Here is a 26146-nt window from a genome sequence, read left to right on the forward strand (position 1 = left end):
GACGAAGGGGGAGGGCGTGAGACTGTCACGCAAGGTCACCGGGTGGGCGTTCCTTGCCGATGTGGAGGGTGTCCGGCATGCCGGCCTGGCCGTCGGCCTGGCCGGCATCAGCCCGTTCTTCACTGGTGGCGGGTCAGGAGGCAGCCTGTTCACCCGCGCGTACGTGCGGGGCCTCCCGATGCTCCTCTCACTGGACGAATTGCCGTTCAGCCACCCCCTCGCTCCCCGGTGGTGTGTGACGCAAGACGAAGACGGTGTGCTGTCCGTCCGGGATTCCGACGGCGCGCTCTTCGTGCATGACCTCGACGTGGAACGGCCGGCAGGGTGGTGGGAGGCGGCGGATGCTTTGGGTTCAGTCATGCTGATCGTGTCCCACGTGCTGCCTGCCACAGACGATCCACTCGGCGCGCTGGTCTTCGAAACACGGTGGGGGGAGGTCTGCGCCGGCCTTGTGCGCTTCGGTGGGCCTGACGGCGAGGCGGACGGCGAGCCTACGGTCACCTTCGTGATCGACCCGGTCGGCGTGCTCATGGAGCTGGCCCAGTACGTGTCCGACCGGATCATGTCGCTGGACGAGGCGAAACGACGGGCGCGCGAAGTGGAGGAGATGCGGCAGGCCCTGGCGGAGCACGGCGCGCTGTCCACCGAGGCGATGGTGGAGCTGCTGTTCCGGGACGAGTTCCTCGATCACCGCGGCCTGGTGGAGTTCATGTACGTCTACTGGCGACTGGTCGCCGAGGTCGCCGACGCCTGCGCGATGGAGGCTGCCTGGCGGGTCGCGGCGTTCCAGACCGTCGAGGCGGGCACCCAGTTGGTCGCGGACCGGTGCGACCGCGTGGTGTTCGAGGAGTCCGAAGCCTTGGCGGCTCGGCTGGTCGACGAACTGAGCGACACCGCCGACCTGGAAGCCGCGCTGCTGGCTGCCGCCCGGTTGCGGATGGCCGTCAGGGGGCAGGAGGACTCGGCCGCTGACGACTACGCTCGTGAGCCGCTGCTGACCACATGGTCCGCTCGGCTGACCGCGGACCTGTACCGCACGTGGTTCACCGAAGAGGAACCCTTCCAGAAGGAGTCCCATCGGCTGGTGGCAGAAGCGGGACACCTGGTGGTGCGTGCGCTGGAGCTGGATGGTGGGGTGAGGCGGGGCCGGCTGCTGGCGATACTGGCGCAGATCCTCGCGGACGAGGAGGGAGTCCACCGTGGTGCTGCTCGCGCCGCGCTCGCGGCATGGCACGACTCTTCCGCCGACGAGGAGCCGGACCTCGCGCTGTTCCTCATCAGGACGGTGGACGGGGCGCCCCCGGAGACGACCGACCGGCTGCTCAACAAGGTATTCGGTACCCCACCGGCCGATTTCGTCGCCGCCCACGGGAGTACGGTGACCGCGAAGGTGATCAGCCAAGGCGTCAACCTGGCCCGGGAACGGGCCGACCGACGGCTGCTGCGAACCGTATTGGACTGGGCTGGGCAGCTCGACATTCGGTGGGCCTCCGCCCATCGCAGGCAACTGATCGAGGCCAGGCTCCACGTGTTGCCCGACGACCCGAGCGAATGCCCGGGTCCCCACCAGGAACTGTCGGTGTCGATCCCGGAGTTCTGGACACCGGCGCAGCGATCTGCGGCCTTGTTGCATGCGGCCGCACACGCCCGCGATCGGGGGCAGCCGGCACGGGGGCTCACCCTCCTGCGCCAGGCGGGCGACGCCCGGAGCGAAGAGGTCCGGCTGCTCACGGCCGATCTGTACTACCAGTCGGCAGAGGCGGGAGAGCCGGTCTCCAGCCCTGTCCCGTTCCCATGGGGCTATTACACGTATGCGGCGCTCTCCTACGCCTCACTCGACTTCGGGGAATTGGCCCAAGCGAGCCTGGTGCCGCTTGTGCAGCAGCTGGGCAACCTCCGCGGCGATGAACTCAGGAACGCGTTGTACGCGATCATCGTTGACGCGCCGAACTTCGACACCATCGGCGCGCCCGAACTCGGCGCCATACTGCGAGACCTTGTGCACTCGGCGGTCTGGCAGCTCACCGCGGAGAGCGAGACGCTGCCGATGGGGCTGTTACTCGGCCTGCATCAAGCGGGCAAGGGTTCGGAACTGGGCGCGTGGTGGCGCATCGAAGGCCCGCTCGTGCTGCCCGCGCACATCCAGCACTTCCTCGCCAAGTTGCGTGACTGGGAGGAGCCCACCGCCGCAGGCAGCGCCTTGCTGAACCTGCTGAACGCGGTGGACGCCGATCATCGTCCTGGCGGCCACGACCACACGCAGATCGCTCGGAATCTGCGGTGGCGCATCTCGTCGTTCATCGACGACGAGCTGCGTCGGCGTTCGACAGCGCTCATCGACGACCAGCACATCTGGGCCAAGGCACATGATCTGCTGGATGATCGAACGGTGCTGTTGACGTGGTTCCTGCCCGCGGCGGTGCACGGCGCGACCGTGCTGCTCGCGGTCACCAGGCAGGGGCGGGAGCTCGTGGTGCACCTCGGAGAGGGCGCGGACGAGAACAACGACCGGCACCCGGATGCGGACCGCGTCGAGGCGATCCGGACGGAGATCGAACGCGACCCGCTGTTCGGCCACGTGACACCGGAAGGCACTCGGCTGCTGGAGTCGACCGGCATGCCGCTCGGAGGCAGCGACCTGTGGGACAAGTGGCGTGCCCGGGGCAAGGACCGAATCCTGGCCTGGCCGCACGGCGCCCTGCACTACCTGCCCCTACCGCTGTGCCGCATGGGCGGCCGTCTGATTGCCGACGACTGGACAGTCACGACGATCGCCGGCCTCGAAGCCCTGGCACCCGCCGAAGTACCTGCGCGTGAGGGCCGCACCGTTGTGCTGGCCTCCGCTGCCGGCGGTGTTCCCTTCGGTCTGCATGCCGAACCGGCGCTGGAGGAGCACGCACGGAAGGTCGCCGAGGCGGTAGGCGCGGAAGCCCTCACCGGTCGTGCGGCCACTCGCGACAGGCTGCGCTCGGAGATGGCCGTGGCGGACGTCGTCCACATCGCCGTACACGGGGTACTGGACGAGCACGCGCCGTGGATGCACTGCCTCTATCTCGCGCCGGACGGCGACGACGACGGCCGCATGTTCGCCTACGACTTCCTGGATGTCGACCTGCGCGGCGTCCGCCTTGTCACGCTCGCCGCTTGCGAGTCGGCGCTCGGCCGATTCGACCGCGGTGACAACGTTCGTGGCATCCCCTCGGCACTGATCACCGCCGGAGCCCAGGCCGTCGTCGGATGCCTGTGGCCCGTACGCCCGGAACCGGCCACGTACTTCTACCACCACCTGCATCAACGAGTCGCGCGCGGCACTGACCCGGAGCAGGCCTTCCGCGGTGCCCAACTCGCCACGCGTGCCGCATATCCCCAGTACCGTGACTGGGGAGCGTTCAGCTATGTGCACGGTAGGAACAAGGGAGCCACCGCATGACCGAGATTCGGCTGCGCGACGTCGAACTCGTGCCGGAGCGTACGCTCGGCAGCCCAGCGGATGACGCACCGCTGCGTGGCAGGCTCACCTTCGGCTGGGACCTACTGCCCGCCGACCATGCGGGCGCACCGGCCGGCTGGCTGTCCTATCTGAGCGCCACACCCGACCGGGAGTTCCGGCAACTGCTCATGGTGTGCTCGTTTCGCCCCGAGACACCGGCGAGCAGAGGCGTATTCCGCCATGCCTCCCTGGGTGTCGCACTGTCGACACCGGAGCGTGAGGCACAGCCGATCGCGCGCCTGATCGACCCTGGCGAGCGTACCCACCCGGTCCCCGGCCTCGGAACCGGCGTGAGCTTCACGGTCACGACGGGAGTGCTGGATGTAGGGGTGGAGAAGCCGCCAGGTTCGGGACCGACGAGGGATGAATGGATCGTCCGGGGCCACGGAGCTTCCCAGCCGAACCCGCAGTGGGAGTTCCGACGAGTCAAAGGATTCCCGCTGGTCGGTGATCACCCGGTGGCCGCGCTGGTGGAGCTCGTGCCCGACTGTATGAACACGGCCGAGGTGCTGGTCGCGGCGGAGCTGGAGCACCGTAGCTGGGGCATCCGCCGCTATCGGGCGCAGCTGACGCCGACACCGCACACGATCGTGCTGGCGGAGTGACCCGATCTCGCAGGTGTGCCGTACGTGGATACCGCCGACGGCTTCGACCAGGTCGATCACGGTGTCGGTGTTGATACCGGCGACCAGGGCGAACTGGTCGCGCGACGCGGACTCGCATGGGGCGGGCCCGGCAATGCGACGTCCAGGGGGCGTGCCGACAGAAGCAAGCTGGTCATGGCTGACCTGGGGCGTCCTTCACGGCTCAAGCACGGTTCCCCGACGCCAGCCTTCACCTGGGGGTTGAACGCATGTGCCGCAGTGGCAGGGGCAGTGTTGTCCTAACGGAGGTTGGTGGGCACGAACGTGGACATCCAGAACTGAAAGGTGCGGTTGTCGTTCCTTGGGTGATGCCGCGCCTGACGTCACTGCGGGATTGCTATCCGGCGACACCAAACGAGACGCCCTGGAGACGGATCAGAACTCACCGTGCACGAGAACTGGCCTTTGCCACCCCGCTGGCGCGAGTGGTGGGCTCGCCGTTGAGCGCGACGTGCACCACGCTCGGGAAGCGGCTCCAGCCGGCACCGAACGAACCACGCAGGTAGGCCGCGTACGTGGCTGTTCTTCTCCACCGCGCTGCGGATCAGCTTCAGCGCGATGTCGAACTGCTCTCGCAGTTGCGGGTGCCGATGTACTCCTCAACCTCCTCGACCGTCCCGGCGGAGGACCGGATCGGGGCCGCCCGGACCACCGGCCTGCGTAACCTGCTCCTCCGCCGAGCAGCCCCGAACACGGTCTGGCTCGAGAGCGTCGAGTTCGCCTGACCGACAAGGCCCGGCTTCGGGAACGCCGCCGCCTGTGGTTCCGCCTGCTCTCCGCGGCCGCCGTGCTCGCCTCCACCAGCAGCCGCCAGGTTTTCCGCCCTGCCCACCACTGACCCCGGACCGACGAGTTCACCGCCGTCCTCGAAGGCTCACACTCTTGCCCAACCCCGGCTGGCCAGCAGTCCTCCACCGCCCCGACCACAACAGCACCCGCCCCGGACAGCGGAACCCGGCGCTGGCCCGAAGCGACACTCGGGCCGCCAGCAAACCCAACCCTCGGCCGCACCAAGCGAAACGGTCCACCGACTCCGTCGGCGGACCGTCATGCAAGATCGAGGTTAGATGAGGACGCGCGTGACGATCCAGAACTCGTCCTCCTCGGACGTGACCGCGCACAAGTAGCGACCATCCACCGACAGTGCCAGAAGCTCCGGCGAGCCTGTCGCGCCGGCCACGCGAGACGGCAGCCCCGTCCCGACGGAATCCTTGACGAGGACCCACCCTGCCGCACTGCCGCCGGGTCCCGGCGGGACGATGAGGAGTTTCCCTGCACCCGACACGAGAGGCAATGTGGACGTATTGGCCAGCCATTGACGGTCAAGTTCCGCCATAACGTCAGCATGTGACTCCGCAATCGCCGCAGTCGGCCTGACCTCGACCCCCGTCACCGCGTGGATGGCAGTCAGGACGGCAGGCACAGGACAGGGAGCTCCCGTCCCGATGGCTAGCAGTCCACAGGCTTCGAGGGTGCGCTGCCAGGACGGTTTCTCCGTGCTGAACGCAGCTTCCATCTGCTTCTCCTTCTGGGTGATTCCAGCCGGTTTCCGTCAGTTCCCGCTATAGAAGAAGTGGTGGTCCCCGCCCGGCTTGTTGATCTTTCCGTATCTTTCCATGTCCTCGGGATATCCGAGGGAGCCGTCCGACCGTTGGACCCTCCCGTTGTCCCAGCCGAAATTGACTAGTTCTCGAGAATCGTCGATCTTGGGCTTTCCTGCATGGAAGTGCTGACCAGCAGGGTCGTGAGTATGCTCCACGACCACTCTGGACCCCTGATCCGTCTCGAACTGACGGAAATTTCCCCAGTGAGACGCATCGCCTGAATAGGTGTACCCCGGTACGTGCTTCAAGCTTTTGTCGCCAGTTACAGTCCACTCGGCGACCGGGGTTTCGCCGTACGGTACTCCGGCGGCCTCGAAAGCGGCTCTTTCGGCGTCGGCTCTGTGGCCGAACGGATTGGAATGCTCTCCCTTGGGCGGATAGGGCGTGAGTCCGAGAGGGTCGGCCCAAGTCAGAGGATTGTGTACGTAGGTCGCTGGGTTCGGGGCCGGCGCGAGACCCAGCGGATCAGGTGTGGTGTAGCGAGCGGTTTGTGGATCGTAGTAGCGGTGGTGGTTGTAGTGGAAGCCAGTTTCCGGATCGTAGTACTGCCCGGGAAAACGGAGCGGGGTGTACGTAGTGGCATCCGCGTTCCACGTGGTGTCACCCCAGAGCGTGCTGCGTGTGTGCCACGCGATGTCGCCGGATTCGCTGACGAGTTCGGTCGGTGTACCGATCAGATCTGTGGCGATAGCGAAGAAGCGGCTGTCGATTTCACGCTTGGTGGCTTCCTCGGTGAGGCGTTCGGTCTGTGAGAGCGGTGTCAGACCATGGTGGTCCCACGTGAGGGTGACCTGGTGGGGAAGGTGTTCGGGGTCACTGGTGGTCTGTTCCGCCAGGACTGAGCCGTCCCAGGTGAAGGTGGTCTGTTCCGTAGAACCCGTACCGTCCGTGGTGATCCGCTCTTTGGCGGATCGGCGGCCAAGGGGGTCGTAACGGTAGCGCCACTGTGTGCCGTCCGGAGTCGTGACTGCAGTGAGTTGGTCGTCGGCATTGTAGGAGTAGCTCCAGATTTCCGCCTTCTTCGATGGGGGAGCCTTGCGTCGTCGCACCAAACGCCCCAAGGCGTCGTATGTGTAGGTGTTGGCTCCCGCGCGCAGCAACTGGGTGCCCGTGTGGACACGGTCACCTCTCGCAGCACCGCCGCATAGATGTGCGGACCAGGTGGCGCTGGTCTGGTTCCCGGCGATGTCATACGCATAGGATTCGGTCCAATTGGTGGCAGTGACTTGTGTTACTCTGCCGCCCGCATCCAGGTCGAAGCGCTGGAGACCGCGCAGGGTGTCATCGAGGGCGGTGACGTGACCATCGGCACGATAGGTGTATGCGCGGGCGTTGAGGATATCGCCGCCGGTGGCGAGTCGCTGTGCGTTGAGGCGGCTCGCAGCGTCCCAAGCGGAGGCAAGAGTAAGACCAACGTCGCTCGCTTAGTTCATGATCGCGTAGAGTCTCGGTCTTGTGCCGAGAGATCACATAGTTGGTGAGACGTACCCGGAGCGGGTCCGGATGGGGGTGCTGTCGCGTACGTTCACGCCCGAGCTGGTCGACTTCGTGGTCGATGAGGCGGGGGCGCGCGAGGAGCGGACCCGGTCGTTGCCGGCCCGGCTGATGGTGTATTTCGTCCTGACGATGTGGCTGTTCAGCGGTGACGGATACGGCCTGGTGCTGCGGGAGTTGGTGGAGCACTGGCCGCGCCGGGCGCGGGAGGTGTGGCGTCCGGCGCGCACGGGGTCTCTGACAACGGCGCGGGCCCGGCTGGGTGCGGGGCCGCTGCGACTGCTCTTCGACCGGGTCGCCGGTTGCACCGGCACTGCGGCCACGCCGGGGGCTTTCTGGCGCGGGCTGCGGCTGACCTCCATGGACGGCACACTGCTGGACGTTCCTGACAGCGAGGCGAACGCTGCCGCCTACACCCGTGCCTCCAACGGAAATCGGCCTGGACCGTACCCGCAGGTGAGGCTCCTCGCGCTGGTGGAGTGCGGCACGAAGGCGTTGATCGGTGCGGTCTTCGACTCCTTCGCCGTCGGCGAGCGCACCTTGGCCGCCCGCCTCCTGGTGCACCTGCGGGAAGGCATCCTGTTGATGGCCGACCGGGGCTTTCCAGCCTATGAGCTGTGGCGGGCAGCCGCGGTCACCGGGGCCGAACTCCTGTGGCGGGTCTCGGATTCCTTCACCCTGCGGCCGCATGAGGTTCTGGCCGACGGCACCTTCCTCACCCGCCTGAACGGGCCGCGCGGCGCCCGGATCACCGTGCGCGCCGTGGAGTACACCGTGGTCACCACCACGATCGGCGCGGACGGCGACAGTGAGGAGACCTCGGAGCTGTTCTGCCTGATCACCACGCTCCTGGACCCCGAGGCGGCACCCGCCGCAGAGCTGGCAGAGCTGTACACCGCCCGCTGGACCAGCGAGACGATCTTCAAGCACATCAAGATCGAACAGCGGGGAGGACGCACCGCGACCCTCCGGTCCAACAGTCCCGCCATGGTCGAGCAGGAACTGTGGGCCATGCTCTGCGTCTACCAGGCCGTACACGACCTGGCCGTGGACGCCGCCCACCACGCGAACCTCCCCGTCTCGCACATCAGCTTCAAGAACACCCTCGCCGCCGCCCGACGTTCCGTCGGCGCGGACTTTCCCCCCTCGGCAACTGACCGCCAGGATCCGTGACATCCAGGCCGACCTGACCCGCGAGGCCGTCCGTCCCCGCCCCGGACGTGCCGCACCCCGCGCCACCAAACGCAGCACCACCGGATACCGCACCCTCAAACCGGACGAGCCCGCCACCACCAAGGTCACCCACACGATCAGCCTCTCGCTCTTCCCCGAAGAACGACGACCACGCAAGCCGCGGGCGAAGCCGAGACCCCTGCAACTCGCCCCGCAGGAAACGACGTCACCGACACTCAAAGACATGGCGACGGCCATCTAATAGAGCGACGTTGAGAGTAAGACCACCACCGAAGTCCCGCTCGGTTTCCCGGCCGGCCATGTCGTGAGTGAAGGAGATGCTGTGGCCGTCGGCCGTCAGGCGTGTCGTGTGTCCCGCTGCGTTGTAGCCGTACGTCGTGACATGCCCGGTGGGTGTTGTGCGCTGGGTGCGTCGACCGAGGGCGTCATAGGCATAGGTCATGGCGCGCCCGTCGGCGGACTCCGTTTTCAGGCTCTCCTGTCGGATCCGTGGGTCATCGGTTCGCGGGTTGACGTCCTGGTAGGTGGGGTCGGTGTCCGCCGAGGCTGAGCATGGCGAGGGCGATGAGGGCGGTGGGGTTCTTGAAGCCGAAGGCGATGCGGGTGATGAGCCGGATCTTGGTGTTCATCGATTCGACGAGTCCGTTGGACAGGCCGTGCTCGGCCGCTGCGGTGATCGCGTCCCAGTGCCGGACGATGGAGCGTTGCAGGTCGACGAAGGCGTCGATGCGGCAGCGGCGGGCCCACAGCACCCAGTCCCACAGAGCCTCGGGGGTGTCGGTGCCGGACTTCAGGGCGAGACGGAGTCCCTCCTTCAGGAGGTAGGCGCGGTGGAGGACGGGATGGGCCTTGGCGACGAACTCCAGCTGGGAACGCTGGTACTGCGTGAGATCTTCGGGGTTCTTCCACAGCGCGAAGCGGGCCTTCTTCAGCGACTTCGATCCCGGCGTGGCCCGGCCCTTGCCCTTGCGCTCGGCGTTCCAGACCTCACGGCGCACGACGTCCAGGGCGTCGGTCGCCCACTTCACCGTGTGGAAGGGGTCCATCACGCGCACAGCGTCGGGGCAGTGTGCGGCAACCGGGCCGGTGACCCAGTCCGCCGCGTCGGCCGACACATGCGTGATCCCCGCGGAGCGTTCAGGGCCGAGGAGGTCGAAGAACTTGTTCAAGGTGGCCCTGTCCCGCCCGGGTTCGGCCCACAGCAGACGGCCCGAATCATGGTCCACGACGACAGTCAGGTACTTGTGCCGCTTCTTGTAGCTGATCTCGTCGATCCCGATCCGCCGCAGTCCGGCCAGCCGGTCGGCCTGCGCCTCGGCATCCGACCAGACCCGGGCGACCACGGCGCCGACCGTGCGCCATCCGATCCGCATCAGCCGGGTGACGGCCGTCTTCGAGCAGCAGGTGGCCAGCCAGGCGGCCTGCGCGTCGAAGGCGTAGGTGTGGCCGGCCCGGTGCCGGGCCCAGGGCACCGCCGCCACGGTCACCCCGTGCTCGGGGCAGGACACCCGCGGCGCGTCGGCCTCGATGAACGCCTTGAGTACCCCGACGTCCAGGGCCCGCCAGCGACGGCGTCCCTCTCCGGCGTCGTACTTCGCCGCCTTGCGGCCGCACACCCCGCACCGCTGCCGCCGTCCCCGAGCCGGACGGGCATGAGCGACGATCACCAGATCGTCGCCGCTGTCGGCCTCCTCGGCCTCGACCTGCTCGATCACCGTCTTTTCGACATCGAGCAGCCTGGCCCATATCCTCGTGTTCCGCACGCCGTACCTGGTTCTTCCGTTTCGTACCTTCAGCAGTCGAAACGTACTCCGGGTGCGGCGTGTTCTGCGCATACCCCCAGGTCAGCGACCCACGGAAGCGACAGGAGAGCCCGTTTTCACCAGACCGCGACGGTCATACTGGTAGATCAGCTCACTGTCCGGCCCAGTTGCCCGGATCATGCGTCCGGCTCTGTCATAGGCGTAGGTAGTAACCGCGCCTGCCGCATCCTTGGACACTACGCGACCGAGCGCATCTCGTTTGTAGGCGAGGGCTTCCCCGAGTGCGTTGGTACGGACCGTGATCTGTCCCGCCGCGTCGCGGGTATAGGTGCAACGTCGCTCGCTTAGTTCATGATCGCGTAGAGTCTCGGTCTTGTGCCGAGAGATCACATAGTTGGTGAGACGTACCCGGAGCGGGTCCGGATGGGGGTGCTGTCGCGTACGTTCACGCCCGAGCTGGTCGACTTCGTGGTCGATGAGGCGGGGGCGCGCGAGGAGCGGACCCGGTCGTTGCCGGCCCGGCTGATGGTGTATTTCGTCCTGACGATGTGGCTGTTCAGCGGTGACGGATACGGCCTGGTGCTGCGGGAGTTGGTGGAGCACTGGCCGCGCCGGGCGCGGGAGGTGTGGCGTCCGGCGCGCACGGGGTCTCTGACAACGGCGCGGGCCCGGCTGGGTGCGGGGCCGCTGCGACTGCTCTTCGACCGGGTCGCCGGTTGCACCGGCACTGCGGCCACGCCGGGGGCTTTCTGGCGCGGGCTGCGGCTGACCTCCATGGACGGCACACTGCTGGACGTTCCTGACAGCGAGGCGAACGCTGCCGCCTACACCCGTGCCTCCAACGGAAATCGGCCTGGACCGTACCCGCAGGTGAGGCTCCTCGCGCTGGTGGAGTGCGGCACGAAGGCGTTGATCGGTGCGGTCTTCGACTCCTTCGCCGTCGGCGAGCGCACCTTGGCCGCCCGCCTCCTGGTGCACCTGCGGGAAGGCATCCTGTTGATGGCCGACCGGGGCTTTCCAGCCTATGAGCTGTGGCGGGCAGCCGCGGTCACCGGGGCCGAACTCCTGTGGCGGGTCTCGGATTCCTTCACCCTGCGGCCGCATGAGGTTCTGGCCGACGGCACCTTCCTCACCCGCCTGAACGGGCCGCGCGGCGCCCGGATCACCGTGCGCGCCGTGGAGTACACCGTGGTCACCACCACGATCGGCGCGGACGGCGACAGTGAGGAGACCTCGGAGCTGTTCTGCCTGATCACCACGCTCCTGGACCCCGAGGCGGCACCCGCCGCAGAGCTGGCAGAGCTGTACACCGCCCGCTGGACCAGCGAGACGATCTTCAAGCACATCAAGATCGAACAGCGGGGAGGACGCACCGCGACCCTCCGGTCCAACAGTCCCGCCATGGTCGAGCAGGAACTGTGGGCCATGCTCTGCGTCTACCAGGCCGTACACGACCTGGCCGTGGACGCCGCCCACCACGCGAACCTCCCCGTCTCGCACATCAGCTTCAAGAACACCCTCGCCGCCGCCCGACGTTCCGTCGGCGCGGACTTTCCCCCCTCGGCAACTGGCCGCCAGGATCCGTGACATCCAGGCCGACCTGACCCGCGAGGCCGTCCGTCCCCGCCCCGGACGTGCCGCACCCCGCGCCACCAAACGCAGCACCACCGGATACCGCACCCTCAAACCGGACGAGCCCGCCACCACCAAGGTCACCCACACGATCAGCCTCTCGCTCTTCCCCGAAGAACGACGACCACGCAAGCCGCGGGCGAAGCCGAGACCCCTGCAACTCGCCCCGCAGGAAACGACGTCACCGACACTCAAAGACATGGCGACGGCCATCTAATAGAGCGACGTTGGGTATAGGTGAGAGTGCGACCGTCGAAGTCCGTTTCGGAGATCAATCGGCCGACCGGATCGTAGGCGTAGGACCAGGTCAATCCCTGGGGGTTGGTGACCCGCGTCAGCCGTAGCTCGGTGTCATGGTCGAATTCGTAGTGAGCGCCGTCCGGGCCAGTGCGCGCCATCGGCAGCTCGAAGTGCGTGTATTCGAAGCTGGTGACCTGGCCCATGGGGTCGGTATGACTTGTGCGGTTGCCTTCGCCATCGTAGGTCCACGCTTCGGTTCCGCCGTCCGGTCCTATACGGCAGGCCAGTTCACCGTCCGCAGTCCACTGGAGTTGAGTCACCGCGCCCATTGGGTCTGTGACGCGGACAGGCCGGCCGAGGGCGTCGCGCTCGTAGCGGGTTCTGCCGCCCACTGGATCGGTGACTTCTAACGGCAGCCCCGCCGCGTCGGAAATCAGGCTCTCCTGTCGCTTCCGTGGGTCGCTGACCTGGGGGTATGCGCAGAACACGCCGCACCCGGAGTACGTTTCGACTGCTGAAGGTACGAAACGGAAGAACCAGGTACGGCGTGCGGAACACGAGGATATGGGCCAGGCTGCTCGATGTCGAAAAGACGGTGATCGAGCAGGTCGAGGCCGAGGAGGCCGACAGCGGCGACGATCTGGTGATCGTCGCTCATGCCCGTCCGGCTCGGGGACGGCGGCAGCGGTGCGGGGTGTGCGGCCGCAAGGCGGCGAAGTACGACGCCGGAGAGGGACGCCGTCGCTGGCGGGCCCTGGACGTCGGGGTACTCAAGGCGTTCATCGAGGCCGACGCGCCGCGGGTGTCCTGCCCCGAGCACGGGGTGACCGTGGCGGCGGTGCCCTGGGCCCGGCACCGGGCCGGCCACACCTACGCCTTCGACGCGCAGGCCGCCTGGCTGGCCACCTGCTGCTCGAAGACGGCCGTCACCCGGCTGATGCGGATCGGATGGCGCACGGTCGGCGCCGTGGTCGCCCGGGTCTGGTCGGATGCCGAGGCGCAGGCCGACCGGCTGGCCGGACTGCGGCGGATCGGGATCGACGAGATCAGCTACAAGAAGCGGCACAAGTACCTGACTGTCGTCGTGGACCATGATTCGGGCCGTCTGCTGTGGGCCGAACCCGGGCGGGACAGGGCCACCTTGAACAAGTTCTTCGACCTCCTCGGCCCTGAACGCTCCGCGGGGATCACGCATGTGTCGGCCGACGCGGCGGACTGGGTCACCGGCCCGGTTGCCGCACACTGCCCCGACGCTGTGCGCGTGATGGACCCCTTCCACACGGTGAAGTGGGCGACCGACGCCCTGGACGTCGTGCGCCGTGAGGTCTGGAACGCCGAGCGCAAGGGCAAGGGCCGGGCCACGCCGGGATCGAAGTCGCTGAAGAAGGCCCGCTTCGCGCTGTGGAAGAACCCCGAAGATCTCACGCAGTACCAGCGTTCCCAGCTGGAGTTCGTCGCCAAGGCCCATCCCGTCCTCCACCGCGCCTACCTCCTGAAGGAGGGACTCCGTCTCGCCCTGAAGTCCGGCACCGACACCCCCGAGGCTCTGTGGGACTGGGTGCTGTGGGCCCGCCGCTGCCGCATCGACGCCTTCGTCGACCTGCAACGCTCCATCGTCCGGCACTGGGACGCGATCACCGCAGCGGCCGAGCACGGCCTGTCCAACGGACTCGTCGAATCGATGAACACCAAGATCCGGCTCATCACCCGCATCGCCTTCGGCTTCAAGAACCCCACCGCCCTCATCGCCCTCGCCATGCTCAGCCTCGGCGGACACCGACCCCACCTACCAGGACGTCAACCCGCGAACCGATGACCCACGGATCCGACAGGAGAGCCGGAAATCACTGTGACGACGGCGCCGAGAGCGTCAGTGACGGAGGTGAGCCGTCCGTGGGCATCGTAGGCGAAGCGAGTGGTGTGTCCTGCCGGGTCGGAGACCGCTAAGTGGTCGGCTCCGTAAGTCCTTCGGGGGTTGACTTCGGATCCGGCGTTGTGCCTGGTAGTGGGTCAGATGTCGACTGCAGCGATGTGGAGCTCGCAGGCGCAGTCGAGCGCCTCCGCGGGGGTGCCGGTGGGGCTGCCGGTGGGCAGCAGGGAGTCTTCGTAGCGGTCGCCACTGGCGTAGTAGGGGGCGAAGCCCCACCTCTTGCTGACGGTGCCGGTGTAGCGCAGTCGCATCAGCTTGACCCGTTCGCCGTCGGCCAGTTCGGCCTCCACGTAGGCGAACGCTCCGCGGTGTCGGACATGCAACTGCGCAATCTGGGGCCAGACGGCGCGGGCCTGCTCGCCGAGGCGGGCTTCCAGCGAGAGGCGGGTGTGTTCCGAGGGCGTGGGCATGGCGCCCATCCTGCCCGAGGGGCCACGGACCGGATACGGCAAGCTTCGGCCTGTTGTGATCCACTTCTCCGGATTGGCCCGCCTGCATTGCCTGTTGCCGTCGCCCGCACGATCACCCTGCGCGCCGCCGAGCGCGAGCGACTGAAGCTGATGGCCTACGGCCACAAGACCGAGTACCGGCTGCGGATGCGCGCGCAGGTGGTGCTGCACGCGGCGCGCGGACGCGCCAACGCGCGCATCGCCCGGGAGACGGGTCTGCATCTGGACACGGTCCGCCGCTGGCGCGGCCGGTTCGCCGAGCACGGGCTCGCCGGGCTGGGCGACCTCGACCGGTCGGGCAGGCCCCCCTCGTTCACCGCGCTCCAGGCCGCCCAGGTCAAGGCTCTGGCCTGCCGGCTGCCCGCCGAGACAGGGGTGCCGCTGGCGCGTTGGTCGTGCCCGGAGCTTGCCCGCGAAGTCGTCGCCCGGTCCATCGCCAGCTCGATCTCCGCCTCCACTGTCCGTCGCTGGCTGGGCGACGACGCGATCAAACCGTGGCAGTACCAATCCTGGATCTTCGTCACCGACCCGGACTTCCGCCCGAAGGCCGAGCGTGTACTGGACCTGTATGCCCGTACCTGGCGGGGCGTCCCGCTCGGCGACGACGAGTACGTCATCAGCGCGGACGAGAAGACCTCCATCCAGGCCCGCTGCCGCTGTCATCCGACCCTGCCGCCCGGCCGGGCCCGCGCGATGCGCGTGAACCACACCTACCGGCGCGGCGGCGCCCTGGCCTACCTGGCCGCCTACGACGTCCACTCCGCGAAAGTGTCCGGCCGCTGCGAGCCGACCACCGGCATCACCCCGTTCATGAACCTGGTCACCCAGGTCATGACCCGCGAGCCCTACGCCAGCGCGAAACGCGTGTTCTGGATCGTCGACAACGGCTCCTCCCACCGCGGCAAGAAGGCCGCCGACCGACTGTCGGACGCGTTCCCGAACGCGGTCCTGGTCCACACCCCGGTGCACGCCTCCTGGCTGAACCAAGTGGAAATCTACTTCTCCGTCGTCCAGCGCAAGGTCGTCTCGCCCAACGACTTCACCGACCTCACCCAGGTCACAGACCGGCTCCGAGAATTCGAAGACCGCTACAACGCCACGGCACAGCCGTTCCAGTGGAAGTTCACCACCTCCGACCTGGACGATCTGCTGGCCAGACTCGACCAGCACCCCGCCGGCCGACACGAAGAATCCTCCGCCGCCCCGGCACCATGATCAACCCCCGAAGGACTTACGGAGCCGACCACTAAGCGGTTGCCACGTTCGTCGAACTCCTGTTGTCGACGGCAGCCGTCAGGGCCGATGAACTCCGTCGGAAAGCCGTCCGCGTTGCGCGCGGCGCTCAGTTCACTGCCGTCCGGGCGGGCGACGTTGACCAGCCTGTTCTTCTCGTCATACGCGAAGGCGGTGGTGCGGCCGAGCGGATCGGTGCGAGTGAGGAGATTGCCGTCGTTGTCGTAAGTGAAGTGGGTGGTGTGGCCCAGCGGGTCAGTGGTGGCCAGCACGCGGCAGCCGTCGTCGATCAGGTGGCGAGTGGTGTGTCCGGAGGCGCTGCTGAGGGTGGTTGTGCGATGGCCAGTGTTTGGATTCCGGGCACCGTACTCAAGGGTGAGTTGCACGTGTCCCGCTTCGCCACCCTCAGCGACACACCTGTCGAGGCCGTCGTAAGCGTAGCTGTATCGGCTGTTGTTGGAATCGATCCAGGCCGTGACCCTGCGACGTTCGTCGTAGGCAAGGGTGAGGGCGGCGCCGGATGGTTTGGTGACGGTGGTGAGGTTGCCGTCGACGTAGCCGTAGGTGCGCAGGGGGATGATCGTGCCCGGATCGGCGGGCGTCAGTCCGTTCTCGTTCGTCGTGGGGGCGAGCAGCGCCAGGCTTGTGACGAGTCCGTCTGTCAGTGCCAGTTTCAGGTGATAGCCGGCGGAGTGGACGAGTGCGAGGGGTGTGCCGTCGTCGGTGCGGTCGAAGGTGATCGTGTTGGCGTTGCGGTCGGCGATCTCACCGAGCCAGGCGGTGCCGTCCCCACCGGGTTTCACCCCGTGCGGTGCGTTGAAGTGGCAGATGAGGCCGTTGTCTGGGTTGGTTACGGTGTAGTCACCGGTCTCGTCGCGGTTGAGGACGTTGCGCGAGGTGCCGGTCTCGGGGCGGGTGGGGAGACCTGGGACGGGGTGGGGGTAGGTGATCAGGCGGCCGTCGTCGGTGACGTGGATGACACCGTTGGCGTCGATTTCCAGGTGTTCGTCGACGGTGGAGGACCAGGAGGGGCCGAAGAAGCGGCCTGCGGTGTAGCCGGACTCGACGCGGCGGGTGAAAGCGAGCGGCAGCACGCCGGGCAGGACCACATCGGTCTGGGGCAGGAACATGCGGCCGGAGGCGAGGTCGACCGGGTCGGTGCCCTTGGTGGTGCGTTCCTCGGGGGTGCGGTTGTGGGTGCCTTCGGGGGCGTCGTCGATCAGGCGGCGGGCCTTGTTCGCGTCCTGGGCGAGGTCGGCGAGTTCCTTCGCGGTCCTGGCTCCCTTGACCGCGGCGCCTCCGCCGCCGGTCGCGGCGGTGAGGACGAGGTCGGGGACGAGGCGGCCGAGCCCTTCGGCCGGGTCCTTCATGAACTCGGTGACCATCTGCCTGCCCGTGCCCCAGGGGTCGTTGGCGACCTGGACGAGCCCGGCGGCGGTGTTGCTCAGCGCGAGACCGTACTCGGCGGGGTGCGTGATGTTGTACGGGTCCATCGGGTTGACGGTGCGCACGAAGTTGAGGAGCCCGGCCGTGCCCTTGGCGACCCCGCCGACGAAGTGGGTGTTCATCAACTGAGTCTCGGCGAGCCCGTCGGCGACCTGGTCGGCGTACTTCGGCTTCGCCGGCGCGGCGTCCCGTGCGGCGGCCACCGCGGTGCGGGCGGTCTCCGCCGCGGTGTTGCGCTGCGTACGGGCCTCCGCGAGGAGCTGCTGCGCCTCCTCCATGCGCGCCTTGCCCGGGTCGGTGAACTCACCGGGCCGGGGCGGCAGCGTGGACGGGTCGCGTTTGTCGGCGGGCAGGGCGTTGTACGTGTCGACGGCCTTGTTGAAGGTGTCGCACCTCTCTTTGTGGGCGTCCATCGCCTCTTCGGAGGCCTTGGTGCCCGCCTTCCACTTGTCGATCGCCAACTGAGCCTGGCCCTGGGCCCATTCGACCGTACCGGCGAACGAATCCAGCGCGCCCGCGGCCTTCTCGAAGGCGTCGGCGGCCTTGAACCACTGGGGCGGCTCCACAGACACCGACTCCCGGAACGCGTCCGCCGTCTGCCCCTTGAGCTCGGAGGCGTCCAGCCCCTTGAGCCCGTCGCCGACCTTGTCGAGCGAGCTCCGCAGGTTCTTCAGGTGCGTGGCGGTCGAGCGGATCTCGGACGGGCTGCCATAGACCAGCTTCTTCTTGTCCTCCGTCTGACCGAGGTCCATCTCCTCGGCCTCGGCGCCCATCCGGTTCGCCACCGAGCGCGACTGTTCGCGCACCCAGTCGGCGCCGGAGTCCCAGCCCACGTCCTCCAGCCGGTCGGCCGTCCAGTCCCCGGCGTCCTCGACCCGGTCACCCACCCACTTCTTACCGCCGTCGACGGCATCCTCGATGAAGTCCGGTGTCAGATCGCCGACAAGATCCCCGAGCCCCATGGATCAGTTCCCCCCGTCGTCAGGCCGCTGCTGCCGGGCCCGCTCCTCGGCGGAAGGGCCGAACGCTTCGTCCACGTCCCGGTCGAAGGTCTCCTGGTCGCGGCCGAGCAGGCTGTTCATCACGTCGTTGTGCAGGCCCCCGACGCCCTCGGTCATCACCGCCCGACCGGTGTCATTCCAGGTCTGCCCGGCCTCGTCCCCGGCCCGCTCGAACGACTCCACGCTGTAATCCGGGCTCAGATAGTCCGGGGTAAGCACCTCGCCCCACCCCTGGTTGACGATGTCGTCCTCGGACGCGTTCGGATTGCCCACACCCGCGTTGACCACGATCTTCAACGTGCCCTCGATGTACCGCTCCTCCTCCCACAGCACCCCCGCCGACAGACCCAGCTTCGCAGCGATGGCGTTGGCGTCCTGGACCAGCGCCCGCACCCCCCACTCCCACCGCTCACAGAAGTCCCCGAAGGTCACCGACAACCCGTAATGCCCGGCCTCCATGCCGGTCATCGACAGCCCCGACACGCCCTTGCCCAGCGCCGCCCCCGTACCGGAACCGATCTCCTCCAGCTCGTCCACCGTCGCGCGCAGCCCACTGGTGATCTTCTGGACACTCCCTGGATCAACGTGCAGATCCCCCGTACCGCCGCCGCTCACAGCCCACGCCCCCCGTCGCTGCCCCGTGTGGGCACCGCGTTCTCACCGTCTACGGCTACCGCGTCCGGCACGATCCCCGCCACGGGAGGGAAGAACATGGACCCCTCGGGATCAGCGATGTTCACCGCGACGCCCGCCGGCACCCCCATCGCCGGAACGATCTCGTCCAGCAGCCGCGCTCCCCGCAACTCCGCGAACTCCCACGACTGCCCAGCCGCCTCAGCGCCGTCAACAGAAGCCCGTCCCCGCGCGAACCGAGCCAGTGCCGTCTCGTCCGTGAACCCGCACACCCAGCGCACCCCGCCGAACTCCGCAGTCCACAACCCACCACCAACCAACGGCACCAACACCACAGCCCGCCGAAACTCCCCCAGCAACGCCCGCGGATCACCCACCCCGGCCCGCTGATCGGCAATCCGATCCGCCAACGCTGTCCCCTCAACCATGGAGCCCCCGTTCGCATTCGCTATCGACCCCGAACACCGTAGAGCACTACCTCCGCCACCATCAGCGATTCCAAGCCCATGGCTGCCTTCGGTCGGTGGGGGTACCAGGGACTGGTCTCGTGAGTGTGCAGCCCGGGGTTCAAGCCGATCGGTGTGCACCAGGTTGCCCGGGGAGACCGAGCAGACAGCCGTGCGGCAGGCGGTCCTCGACTATTTTGCTCGTTGGTGGAGTCTCTGGGCGACGACGCCGGAACCCGGGGCATGTTGAACCGACGTCCAGCGCCAGGACTTGCTGTCCCCCGCCGGGGACGTGGCTGGCCGCCGGATCTTTGACGCCGACTGCGGCTTTGGCCTCCTGTTCGCTGCGCTGCGTGATCGGGGTGCTCTCGTCACTGGCCTCGACTCCAGTACCGGGAGAGGGAGCTGGCACGGCGCCGTCTGGGTGCCCATGCGGACCTGCACGTGGCCGACCTGAGTGACCCGCTGCCGTTCACCGACGCAGCGTTCGATGACGTCCTTGCCTCGCTGGTGCTGTACTACCTGAAGGACTGGGGACCGACGCTGGCCGAGATGCGGCGAGTGCTCAGGGTCGGCGGCCGACTGATCGCATCGGTGCAGTATCCCTTCGTGGACTACGCGATCCAAATCCTTGGCCCGACTATCACGCAACCACCAACTACATCCAGGAATGGACCCACCTGGCAGGGGCAGGCCGCACATATGAGCTTCTGGCGCAGGCCACTGCACTCGATGACCGACGCCTTCGCCTGCGGCTGGCTTCCGCCTGGCTGTGATCAGTGAGCCACAGTCCGACCCGGGCGCCCGAGAGCTGTATCCCCTCCATGGCCTGGACCCCGCGTCGCTTCGCCCGCAACGGGGCAGTCGACCTCGCCTACGACCAACTCCAGGAGGCAACGGACGGCGAACCGCTGCTCCTGGTCATGGGGCTGGCCGTCTCCCGCTACTGGTGGCCGCACGACCTGTGCACAGCCCTCGCCGACGCCGGATTCGCCGTCGCCCGCTACGACCAGAGAGACGCGGGCGAATCCACCCGACTCACCCAGCCCACAGCACGCGGCAACCCATTCGCCGCCCTGGCCTCCGGACGCCGCACGGCCGCCTACACGGCCGAGGACATGGCCGACGACGCCATCGCCGTCATGGACGCCCTCGGCTGGCAGACCGCGCACATCTTCGGGCACTCGCTCGGCGGCGTCATCGCCCAGCGCATCGCACTGCGCCACCCCGACCGGGTACGCACACTCACCTCCTCCGCCGCACTCCCCAGCGATGTCAGCGGGCTGGGAGCCCTCCGCCATCTGCGCCTCGGCACCCTCGCGAAGTTCGCCCGCATCAAACCCGCCCGAGACCGCGAGGGCAGAATCGCCGCAGCGCTCGCCGTAGCACGGCTGTGCGCCTCACCCGGCTACCCGTTCGACGAAGCGGAGGCCCTGGAACGGATCACAGCGGACGTGGACACCAGCGTCGCCGACCCGGACGCCCAGTCCCGGCAGATCGGCGCCCCCTGGAACGGACCGTCCCTGGCCGAACTGCGCCTCCCCGCACTGGTGCTCCACGGCACAGACGACCCGCTGCTCAAGCCGTCCGCAGGCCGGGCCACCGCCGCGGCGATCCGCGATGCCCGCCTCGTCCTCCAGCCCGGCGTCGGCCACGACACACCGCGCGAGCGGCGCACATCGGTAGCTGCCGAGGTACGAGCCCTCGCGAACCGCAACCAGGCCAGCCACCCATGAAGACGCGAGCCACGAGTGGGAGGGGTTCCTTGGAACTCCTGACGAAATGATCTTCGAGGTGGCTGGCTCACTCCGGGGTGATTGATCCGGGGGTGCGGGGCGGCTCGGCGGAAGGCGTGGGACGTGATGACGAGCTGCGGGCGGTGGTCGAGCCGACGCTGCCACCGCTCCCGATCTCCCTTTGCCGTGCAGCGAGTCGTCCAGTCAGGAGGCGAAGGGGGAGGCTGGACAGGTCGACTGACGGCGGGTCGATAGGCACGCGAAGCTCCGGGCGGATGGTGGATCTTGGTCGTGAAGCCGTCGACCAGGAGTTTCGAAGCTCAAAAGGCTCCATGGTCCGTATCGCGGTGGTCTCTACCCTCGAAAAACGGGCGACCGGCGAAACGCTGATTCTCCGCAGTTCAGGGCGGCTTACCCTCTCTTCACGTGTGATCCTCACGTGTGTCGGCGCGGCCATGATCGGTGCTGGTGTCGTGACCGTCTACAAGAGAGACGGCAATGTCGGGCCAACGACACTGATTGTGATCGGCGCCGCGCTTGTCGTCCTCGGCACGGCGGGAAGGTGACGCGTTCGAGGTGGAGTGGTCCCGGTAGGTGCTGGCACTGGAAGCCGCTTGGGCAGGAAATCCGGGTGCCTTTCGGACCCGCCGGGTCGTACGAGTACGACGACGAGTTCGTTCCCCGGCCTTGCACGGTGACACCACGCGAGTGGTGGCGTAACCCGGCTGGGGCCTGCCGGAAGACCTCACTCAAGAAGGCCTGTACCTCTTCGACTGTCCCGAGTGCCCGGACATGCCGCGCGCCCATCGTTACGACTGTTGAGGTGGGGAACCGGTCGCTTCGGCGGGGCGTCGGAGGGGCATGATTGGGAGAGTTGGGCGAACCTGAGTTCCGCAGCTGAGGTGGCGCTCTAGTACACGAATCTGGGGGTTGACCTGCGGATATGCCAGAGCGCACGCCGGATCGGCGTGTGTCTAGGCGGGAGCGTTCATGCAGGTCAGGCGGGTGTGCCGGGTTCCAGGGTGATGATGCGCTTGGGCTCGGGGATCTTGAGCTTGGCGAGGATGTCGCGCTGGGTGGGGCTGGTCTCGGTGCGCTGGCGGAAGGTCCCGGCGGGGCCGGTGAAGGTGCCGACGTGGATGCGTTCGAGTTCCTCGCGCAGGTTCAGCCAGGTGTCGCCGCAGGTGGTCTCGGCGATGCGGATCAGGAGCAACGTGAGCCAGCAGAGCAGGACATGGGCGCGTATCCGGTCTTCCTTGCGGTGGTAGACGGGCCGCAGATCGATGATCGTCTTCATGTCGCGCCAGCCGCGTTCCACTTCCAGCAACTGTTTGTAGCCGGTCGCGATGTCTTCCGGGGACAGGTGCGGGTCGCTGCAGCGCAGGAGGAACTTGCCGTCCAGGCGCTCCTCGGCCTTGATCGCCGCCTTGTCGATCCGCAGCAGCCCCTTCGGGGTGACGCGCAGGAACCGGTTCAGGCCGGGCTTGGTGGACAGCCGGCCGCGCAGTTCGGCGCGCTTGGTCGCGCTCAGCTTGTCGGTGTCGGCGATCGTCTCGCCGAGCTGGGCGAGGAGGTCGCTGCGGATCGCGGCGTCGCGTTTGGCCTGTTCGGGGTTGTGGCAGATCACGAACCGGTCGGCGGTGTCGTCGAGTTGGACCTGCTTGACCTGCATGTTGTCGGCGACGTGAGCATAGCGTCCCTGCCGGGAGAGGGCGGCTTGGGCGGCGGGTGAGCCGGAGCGGATCTTCTCGCCCAGGATGTAGTGGCCGCCGGCTCGCTGCAGGAAGCGGCGGTTCTTCTCGGAGGCGAAGCCGCGGTCGGCGACCCAGACAACCCGGGTCAGTTTCCATTCCCGCAGGTCCTCGCGGACCTGGCGGATCAGCGCGGAGTCCCCGGTGTTCCCCGGCCAGGACCAGACGCGGATCGGGATGCCGGTGCGGGTGACCGCCATGCCGATGACGACCTGTGGAAGATCCGGGCGGTGGTCCTTGCTCTTGCCGTACGCCCGGAACGACTTCACGTTCTCCTCGCCGTCGCCGTCGCCGTCGCCGTCGCCGTCGCCGTCGTGATCGTGGTTGTCTGGCTGGGCGTCCGGGTCGGTCTGCGGGTGAAGGAGGCGTCCGTGCTCGTCGCGGGCGGCGGGGGTGTCGGGCTCGCCGGTCTCGAAGTAGGTGCTGGTGGTGTCGAAGAACAGCAGGTCGACTTCGAGGTTGAGGAGGTCGGCGACGGACCAGTAGACCTCTTCGGCAAGCTTGTCTTCGATGGTCAGCAGCCAGTCCATCGCCCGGTAGCAGGCGTCCTCGCTGGTGGCGGGCAGGCCGGGGATGTGGCTGTCGTGCTCGATCCAGCGAGTCGCGGCAAGCTTGGAACTCGGGGCCAGGGCCCGGTTGGCGACCAGCGCGAACAGCACCCGCTCCGCGGCCGGGTCCAGGCGGCGGCCCTTGAGGAGCTTCTTCATCACCGTGTCGATCCCGATGCGGTGCCACAAGCCGTCCAGGGCGTGGGCGCCGCCCATCGGGCGGGAGGCCAGGAACGTCAGCTCCGAGCCGGATGTGGCCCGCAGTGCGGCAGCCGGCTCGAGCAGCTTGGTCAGCGAGGTGACCAGCCGCTCGATGGCCGCCCGGTCCAGACGGTCCTCGCGGCCGAAGTTGTGCAGGACCTGCGGGCGCGAGGTGCCGGCGGCAGCGTCCCACTGGTTGTGCGCCAGCTGCAGATAGCGCACGGACGAGCCGTCCTTGTTCTTCCGCGTCGTCGCCCGTACGTACATGGTTCCAGACCTTAACAGCAACACCACAGGTCAATACAGGGAAGTCGCGCAGAACGTGTTACTAGGAGATTCCGGTTGTTCCACCAGGCCGGAACCCAGTGACCTGCGACAACGCCGTCATCCGTGTCCAGGATCCCCGATTAGCTGCGGAACGCAGGGCGAACCGGCCTCGTCCTCGTGTTGGTTGGCGGGGTGCTCGCGGGTTGTGCTGCGGTTGATGAGGGTGCTGGCGTTCCTCCTCGGGCGATGCCCTTTGACCTCTACACACATTGCGGCATCGACGAGGCCCGTATCGGCTCGACGTACTTTGAGGCGGAGGCGCCGCTCTCCGATGGCTCGGGAAACCCGCCGGAGGGGTGGGGCAACCCGACCCACCACGGGACGATGACCTTGAAGTCCGAGACCGAGGCGGTGTTCACCGACGACGCCGGGCACGAGGTGAGGTTCCGTGCCAGGCCGGGTGCGAGTGGCTTCAAGCGGCTCTGTGCGTAGTACGGCGCCGGCTCCGGGGGCGTCGTGGCAGAGGCTCACGGACACCTACGTGGACAATGGAGTCCGGCAGGTGCGAATGAGGCCGCCGGGCCGGCAGGGGCCGACGGTGAGTGAGGGGGTCGTGGTGAGTGGACCGGGGAAGCCCGAGGTCCGGGTTCCCGAGGGGGCCGCGGGCGCCGCGTTGGTGATCCGGGACCTTGTGGTCGGGGACGGGCCCGAGGCGCTGCCCGGACGCGTGGTCCAGGTGCACTACGTCGGGGTCGTGTACGCGTCCGGCCGGGAGTTCGACTCCTCCTGGGAGCAGGACCGGCCGTTCAAGTTCGCCGTGGGCGGCGGCAAGGCCGTCAAGGGCTTCGACCGGGGCGTGCGGGGCATGAAGGCCGGCGGCCGACGCGAGATCGTCGTGCCCCCGCGCCTCGGCTACGGCAAGCAGTCGCCCTCCGCCGCGATCCCGGCCGACTCCACCCTGATCTTCGTCGTGGACCTGCTCACCGTCGTGGCACCCGGCGCCACCACGCCTCGCTCGTCCTGAACCCGCGGCGCAGCCCTAGCGGGCGGCGTCGCGGCGACGGCGTGCCCGCTCGAACTCGGCGTTGTCCGATATCCACGGGCCGAGGCCGTCGAGCCCGGCGCAGCCGCCTCGGACGAAGGCGGCCACCAGGTTCCGGTAGCCGCTCATCCCGTCGACCAGGACGTACTCGACCCCGTACTCCGGTTCGGAGCCGTCCGTGCCTTCGCGCACCATCGTGATCCGGGCCGCCGAGTCCGCGTAGAAGTGGACCTGGACTCCCTCGCCCCGCTCCTCGTCCTCGATGGTGAAGACCTGGTTGCCCGAGGCCGAGCGCTCGGCGACGAACTCCCAGAAGGCGGCGGTGGCGCTGAGGCCGCTGCCCGGACGCCAGACCTTCTCGACCTCCTTGTCGTCGGTGAACGACAACACCGTCCCCGCCCGCTCCCCAGTGGCGTCCCCGTCGTCCAGGAGCGTGTCCCTGGCGCGGTCCGAGGCCTCCGAGCACATCAGGAAACTCACCGTGCGCACCGCGTCGTCGGCGAGGCCGGGGTGGGCGCCGCGCACGGCGGCGCCGACCGCCGCCTCCATCCGCTTCCAGTCCTGCTTGTCCGTGGCGCGCCTGCCCCGTCGCGGATCGCGGCCGATGCCCAGGCCGGCGCACGCCTGCTCGGCGGTGGCGAGTACGCGCATGACCTGGGGCAGCAGCGCGGGGTCGACGGCGTCGGGCAGCCGCTTCGGGATCGTCGCGCCGTGCGCGTACTGGCCCGTGTACCGCAGGATCGCGGCGTCGAGCGGCCCGAGCGCGACTCCGCGCGCCGCGCGACGGCGCTGAGCGGCGTCGTCCGCGGCCCGCTTCCGGTCGGACGTCTCCGTCGCCGTACGCATCGCCGCGTGGACCCGTCCCTCGTCCAGCAGCGCAAGGTCGGCGCCGTGGGCGACGAGCGTGCCCCTGGCCCACGGGACGCGCCGGAACAGCGCGTCGACCTCCGCCGGGGGTGCGAGAAGGATCGGATCGAGCAGCGCGACGGCGGCGTCCTCGTCGAGCGGCCCCCGCGTCCCGGCGGCGTCGCACAGCGGAAGCACCGCACTCCACAGCAGCAGATGCCGGCCCAGGTCCTCCCGCATCACCGCGAGGTGCGCCTCCCGCACCGGGAAGGTGAACGTGCGGGGCGCATGCGTGACGTCGGCCCCGGCGCCCAGCAGCAGCCGCAACTCCCCGTCCTGGCGGACGACGCTCGGTATCCAGCCACTGCGCCCGAAAACGATGTCTCTCATGGCCTCAGTCTTCCCCATCGCCCCGGCCCGGCGCCGACTGACCCAGCCCGGCACCGACTGCCCCAGCCCGGCGCCGACTGACCCTGACCGCCTGACCGCCTGACCGCCTGCCAGTCGTCGTGCCCGTCCCGAGCGGGCGGAGACGGGCACGACGATGATCCGAAGG

19 protein-coding genes and 5 pseudogenes are annotated in these 26146 nt (G+C 68.2%); 12 read left to right on the forward strand and 12 right to left on the reverse strand.

The window, feature by feature from the left end:
• Positions 1–16 precede the first annotated feature (16 nt).
• The 3 genes from DNK56_RS15825 (at position 17) to DNK56_RS15835 (ending at position 4859) form a co-directional block, all read left to right on the forward strand.
• Positions 17–3430, forward strand: coding sequence for a CHAT domain-containing protein (locus tag DNK56_RS15825; protein ID WP_111334497.1), 3414 nt, complete (start codon positions 17–19; stop codon positions 3428–3430).
• The gene (locus tag DNK56_RS15830; RefSeq protein WP_111334499.1) at positions 3427–4095 is read left to right on the forward strand and encodes a hypothetical protein; all 669 of its coding nucleotides are present in this window, start codon (positions 3427–3429) and stop codon (positions 4093–4095) included. Before DNK56_RS15825 ends, DNK56_RS15830 begins: the two co-directional genes overlap by 4 nt.
• Before the next feature lie 554 nt (positions 4096–4649).
• Positions 4650–4859, forward strand: a complete 210-nt coding sequence (locus tag DNK56_RS15835; protein ID WP_111334501.1) for a hypothetical protein — start codon at positions 4650–4652, stop codon at positions 4857–4859.
• 338 nt (positions 4860–5197) lie between these two features.
• Here DNK56_RS15835 and DNK56_RS15840 read toward each other — a convergent pair whose 3' ends face one another.
• Positions 5198–5470 (reverse strand): hypothetical protein, encoded by a 273-nt coding sequence (locus tag DNK56_RS15840; RefSeq protein ID WP_146610465.1) that lies wholly within the window; start codon positions 5468–5470, stop codon positions 5198–5200.
• Positions 5471–5686: 216 nt separating this feature from the next.
• Positions 5687–7147, reverse strand: a pseudogene (locus tag DNK56_RS15845) (RHS repeat-associated core domain-containing protein); the annotation flags it as partial.
• Between the two features lie 94 nt (positions 7148–7241).
• Here DNK56_RS15845 and DNK56_RS15850 point away from each other — a divergent pair.
• On the forward strand, positions 7242–8405 hold the full coding sequence (locus tag DNK56_RS15850) for an IS4 family transposase (RefSeq protein ID WP_111334507.1): 1164 nt from the start codon (positions 7242–7244) through the stop codon (positions 8403–8405).
• A 226-nt stretch (positions 8406–8631) separates the two neighbouring features.
• Here the strand turns inward: DNK56_RS15850 and DNK56_RS15855 are convergent, their stop codons facing one another.
• Entirely contained in the window at positions 8632–8868 is a 237-nt protein-coding gene (locus tag DNK56_RS15855) for an RHS repeat domain-containing protein (RefSeq protein ID WP_111334509.1), read from the reverse strand.
• 52 nt (positions 8869–8920) lie between these two features.
• Positions 8921–10189: an ISL3 family transposase gene (locus DNK56_RS15860; RefSeq protein WP_111329909.1), complete on the reverse strand. Its 1269-nt coding sequence runs from the start codon at positions 10187–10189 to the stop codon at positions 8921–8923.
• Between the two features lie 423 nt (positions 10190–10612).
• Here DNK56_RS15860 and DNK56_RS15870 point away from each other — a divergent pair, with 423 nt between their 5' ends.
• Positions 10613–11776: an IS4 family transposase gene (locus DNK56_RS15870; RefSeq protein ID WP_111329449.1), complete on the forward strand. Its 1164-nt coding sequence runs from the start codon at positions 10613–10615 to the stop codon at positions 11774–11776.
• A gap of 278 nt (positions 11777–12054) precedes the next feature.
• Here DNK56_RS15870 and DNK56_RS15875 read toward each other — a convergent pair.
• Positions 12055–12492: pseudogene (locus tag DNK56_RS15875) on the reverse strand (hypothetical protein); the annotation flags it as partial.
• 116 nt (positions 12493–12608) lie between these two features.
• On the opposite strand from DNK56_RS15875, the gene DNK56_RS15880 reads away from it, so the two are divergent.
• Positions 12609–13877 carry an ISL3 family transposase gene (locus DNK56_RS15880; protein ID WP_111329909.1) on the forward strand — a complete coding sequence of 423 codons (1269 nt, stop codon included), beginning with the start codon at positions 12609–12611 and terminating at the stop codon, positions 13875–13877.
• 29 nt (positions 13878–13906) lie between these two features.
• Here the strand turns inward: DNK56_RS15880 and DNK56_RS36745 are convergent.
• Positions 13907–14005 (reverse strand): annotated as a pseudogene (locus DNK56_RS36745) (RHS repeat domain-containing protein); the annotation flags it as partial.
• Between the two features lie 66 nt (positions 14006–14071).
• Positions 14072–14401, reverse strand: coding sequence for a hypothetical protein (locus DNK56_RS15890; protein WP_111330414.1), 330 nt, complete (start codon positions 14399–14401; stop codon positions 14072–14074).
• Between the two features lie 87 nt (positions 14402–14488).
• Between DNK56_RS15890 and DNK56_RS15895 the strand changes: the two genes are divergently transcribed.
• The gene (locus DNK56_RS15895; protein ID WP_241989748.1) at positions 14489–15655 is read left to right on the forward strand and encodes an IS630 family transposase; all 1167 of its coding nucleotides are present in this window, start codon (positions 14489–14491) and stop codon (positions 15653–15655) included.
• Positions 15656–15660: 5 nt separating this feature from the next.
• On the opposite strand, the pseudogene DNK56_RS15900 reads toward DNK56_RS15895, so the two are convergent.
• The 3 genes and pseudogenes from DNK56_RS15900 to DNK56_RS15910 all read right to left on the reverse strand — a co-directional run.
• A pseudogene (locus tag DNK56_RS15900) lies at positions 15661–18081 on the reverse strand (putative T7SS-secreted protein); the annotation flags it as partial.
• A gap of 3 nt (positions 18082–18084) precedes the next feature.
• Complete coding sequence (locus DNK56_RS15905; RefSeq protein ID WP_111334517.1) at positions 18085–18735, reverse strand: hypothetical protein; 651 nt, start codon at positions 18733–18735, stop codon at positions 18085–18087.
• Positions 18732–19181 (reverse strand): hypothetical protein, encoded by a 450-nt coding sequence (locus tag DNK56_RS15910; RefSeq protein WP_111334519.1) that lies wholly within the window; start codon positions 19179–19181, stop codon positions 18732–18734. Before DNK56_RS15910 ends, DNK56_RS15905 begins: the two co-directional genes overlap by 4 nt.
• Positions 19182–19473: 292 nt before the next feature.
• On the opposite strand from DNK56_RS15910, the pseudogene DNK56_RS36750 reads away from it, so the two are divergent.
• The 3 genes and pseudogenes from DNK56_RS36750 to DNK56_RS34725 all read left to right on the forward strand — a co-directional run.
• Positions 19474–20019: pseudogene (locus DNK56_RS36750) on the forward strand (class I SAM-dependent methyltransferase); the annotation flags it as partial.
• 4 nt (positions 20020–20023) lie between these two features.
• The gene (locus DNK56_RS15920; protein ID WP_111334522.1) at positions 20024–20935 is read left to right on the forward strand and encodes an alpha/beta fold hydrolase; all 912 of its coding nucleotides are present in this window, start codon (positions 20024–20026) and stop codon (positions 20933–20935) included.
• 275 nt (positions 20936–21210) lie between these two features.
• Complete coding sequence (locus DNK56_RS34725) at positions 21211–21501, forward strand: hypothetical protein (protein WP_146610464.1); 291 nt, start codon at positions 21211–21213, stop codon at positions 21499–21501.
• A gap of 431 nt (positions 21502–21932) precedes the next feature.
• On the opposite strand, the gene DNK56_RS15925 is transcribed toward DNK56_RS34725, so the two are convergent.
• Positions 21933–23702: an IS1634 family transposase gene (locus DNK56_RS15925; protein WP_111334132.1), complete on the reverse strand. Its 1770-nt coding sequence runs from the start codon at positions 23700–23702 to the stop codon at positions 21933–21935.
• 246 nt (positions 23703–23948) lie between these two features.
• On the opposite strand from DNK56_RS15925, the gene DNK56_RS15930 reads away from it, so the two are divergent.
• Together DNK56_RS15930 and DNK56_RS15935 are read left to right on the forward strand one after the other, a co-directional pair.
• Complete coding sequence (locus tag DNK56_RS15930; protein WP_241989899.1) at positions 23949–24194, forward strand: hypothetical protein; 246 nt, start codon at positions 23949–23951, stop codon at positions 24192–24194.
• A gap of 76 nt (positions 24195–24270) precedes the next feature.
• Positions 24271–24726 (forward strand): FKBP-type peptidyl-prolyl cis-trans isomerase, encoded by a 456-nt coding sequence (locus tag DNK56_RS15935; RefSeq protein ID WP_111334524.1) that lies wholly within the window; start codon positions 24271–24273, stop codon positions 24724–24726.
• Positions 24727–24741: 15 nt separating this feature from the next.
• On the opposite strand, the gene DNK56_RS15940 is transcribed toward DNK56_RS15935, so the two are convergent.
• Positions 24742–25980, reverse strand: a complete 1239-nt coding sequence (locus DNK56_RS15940) for a DUF6357 family protein (protein ID WP_111334527.1) — start codon at positions 25978–25980, stop codon at positions 24742–24744.
• Positions 25981–26146 lie beyond the last annotated feature (166 nt).

The organism is Streptomyces sp. AC1-42W (assembly GCF_003248355.1).
Taxonomy (GTDB): Bacteria; Actinomycetota; Actinomycetes; order Streptomycetales; family Streptomycetaceae; genus Streptomyces.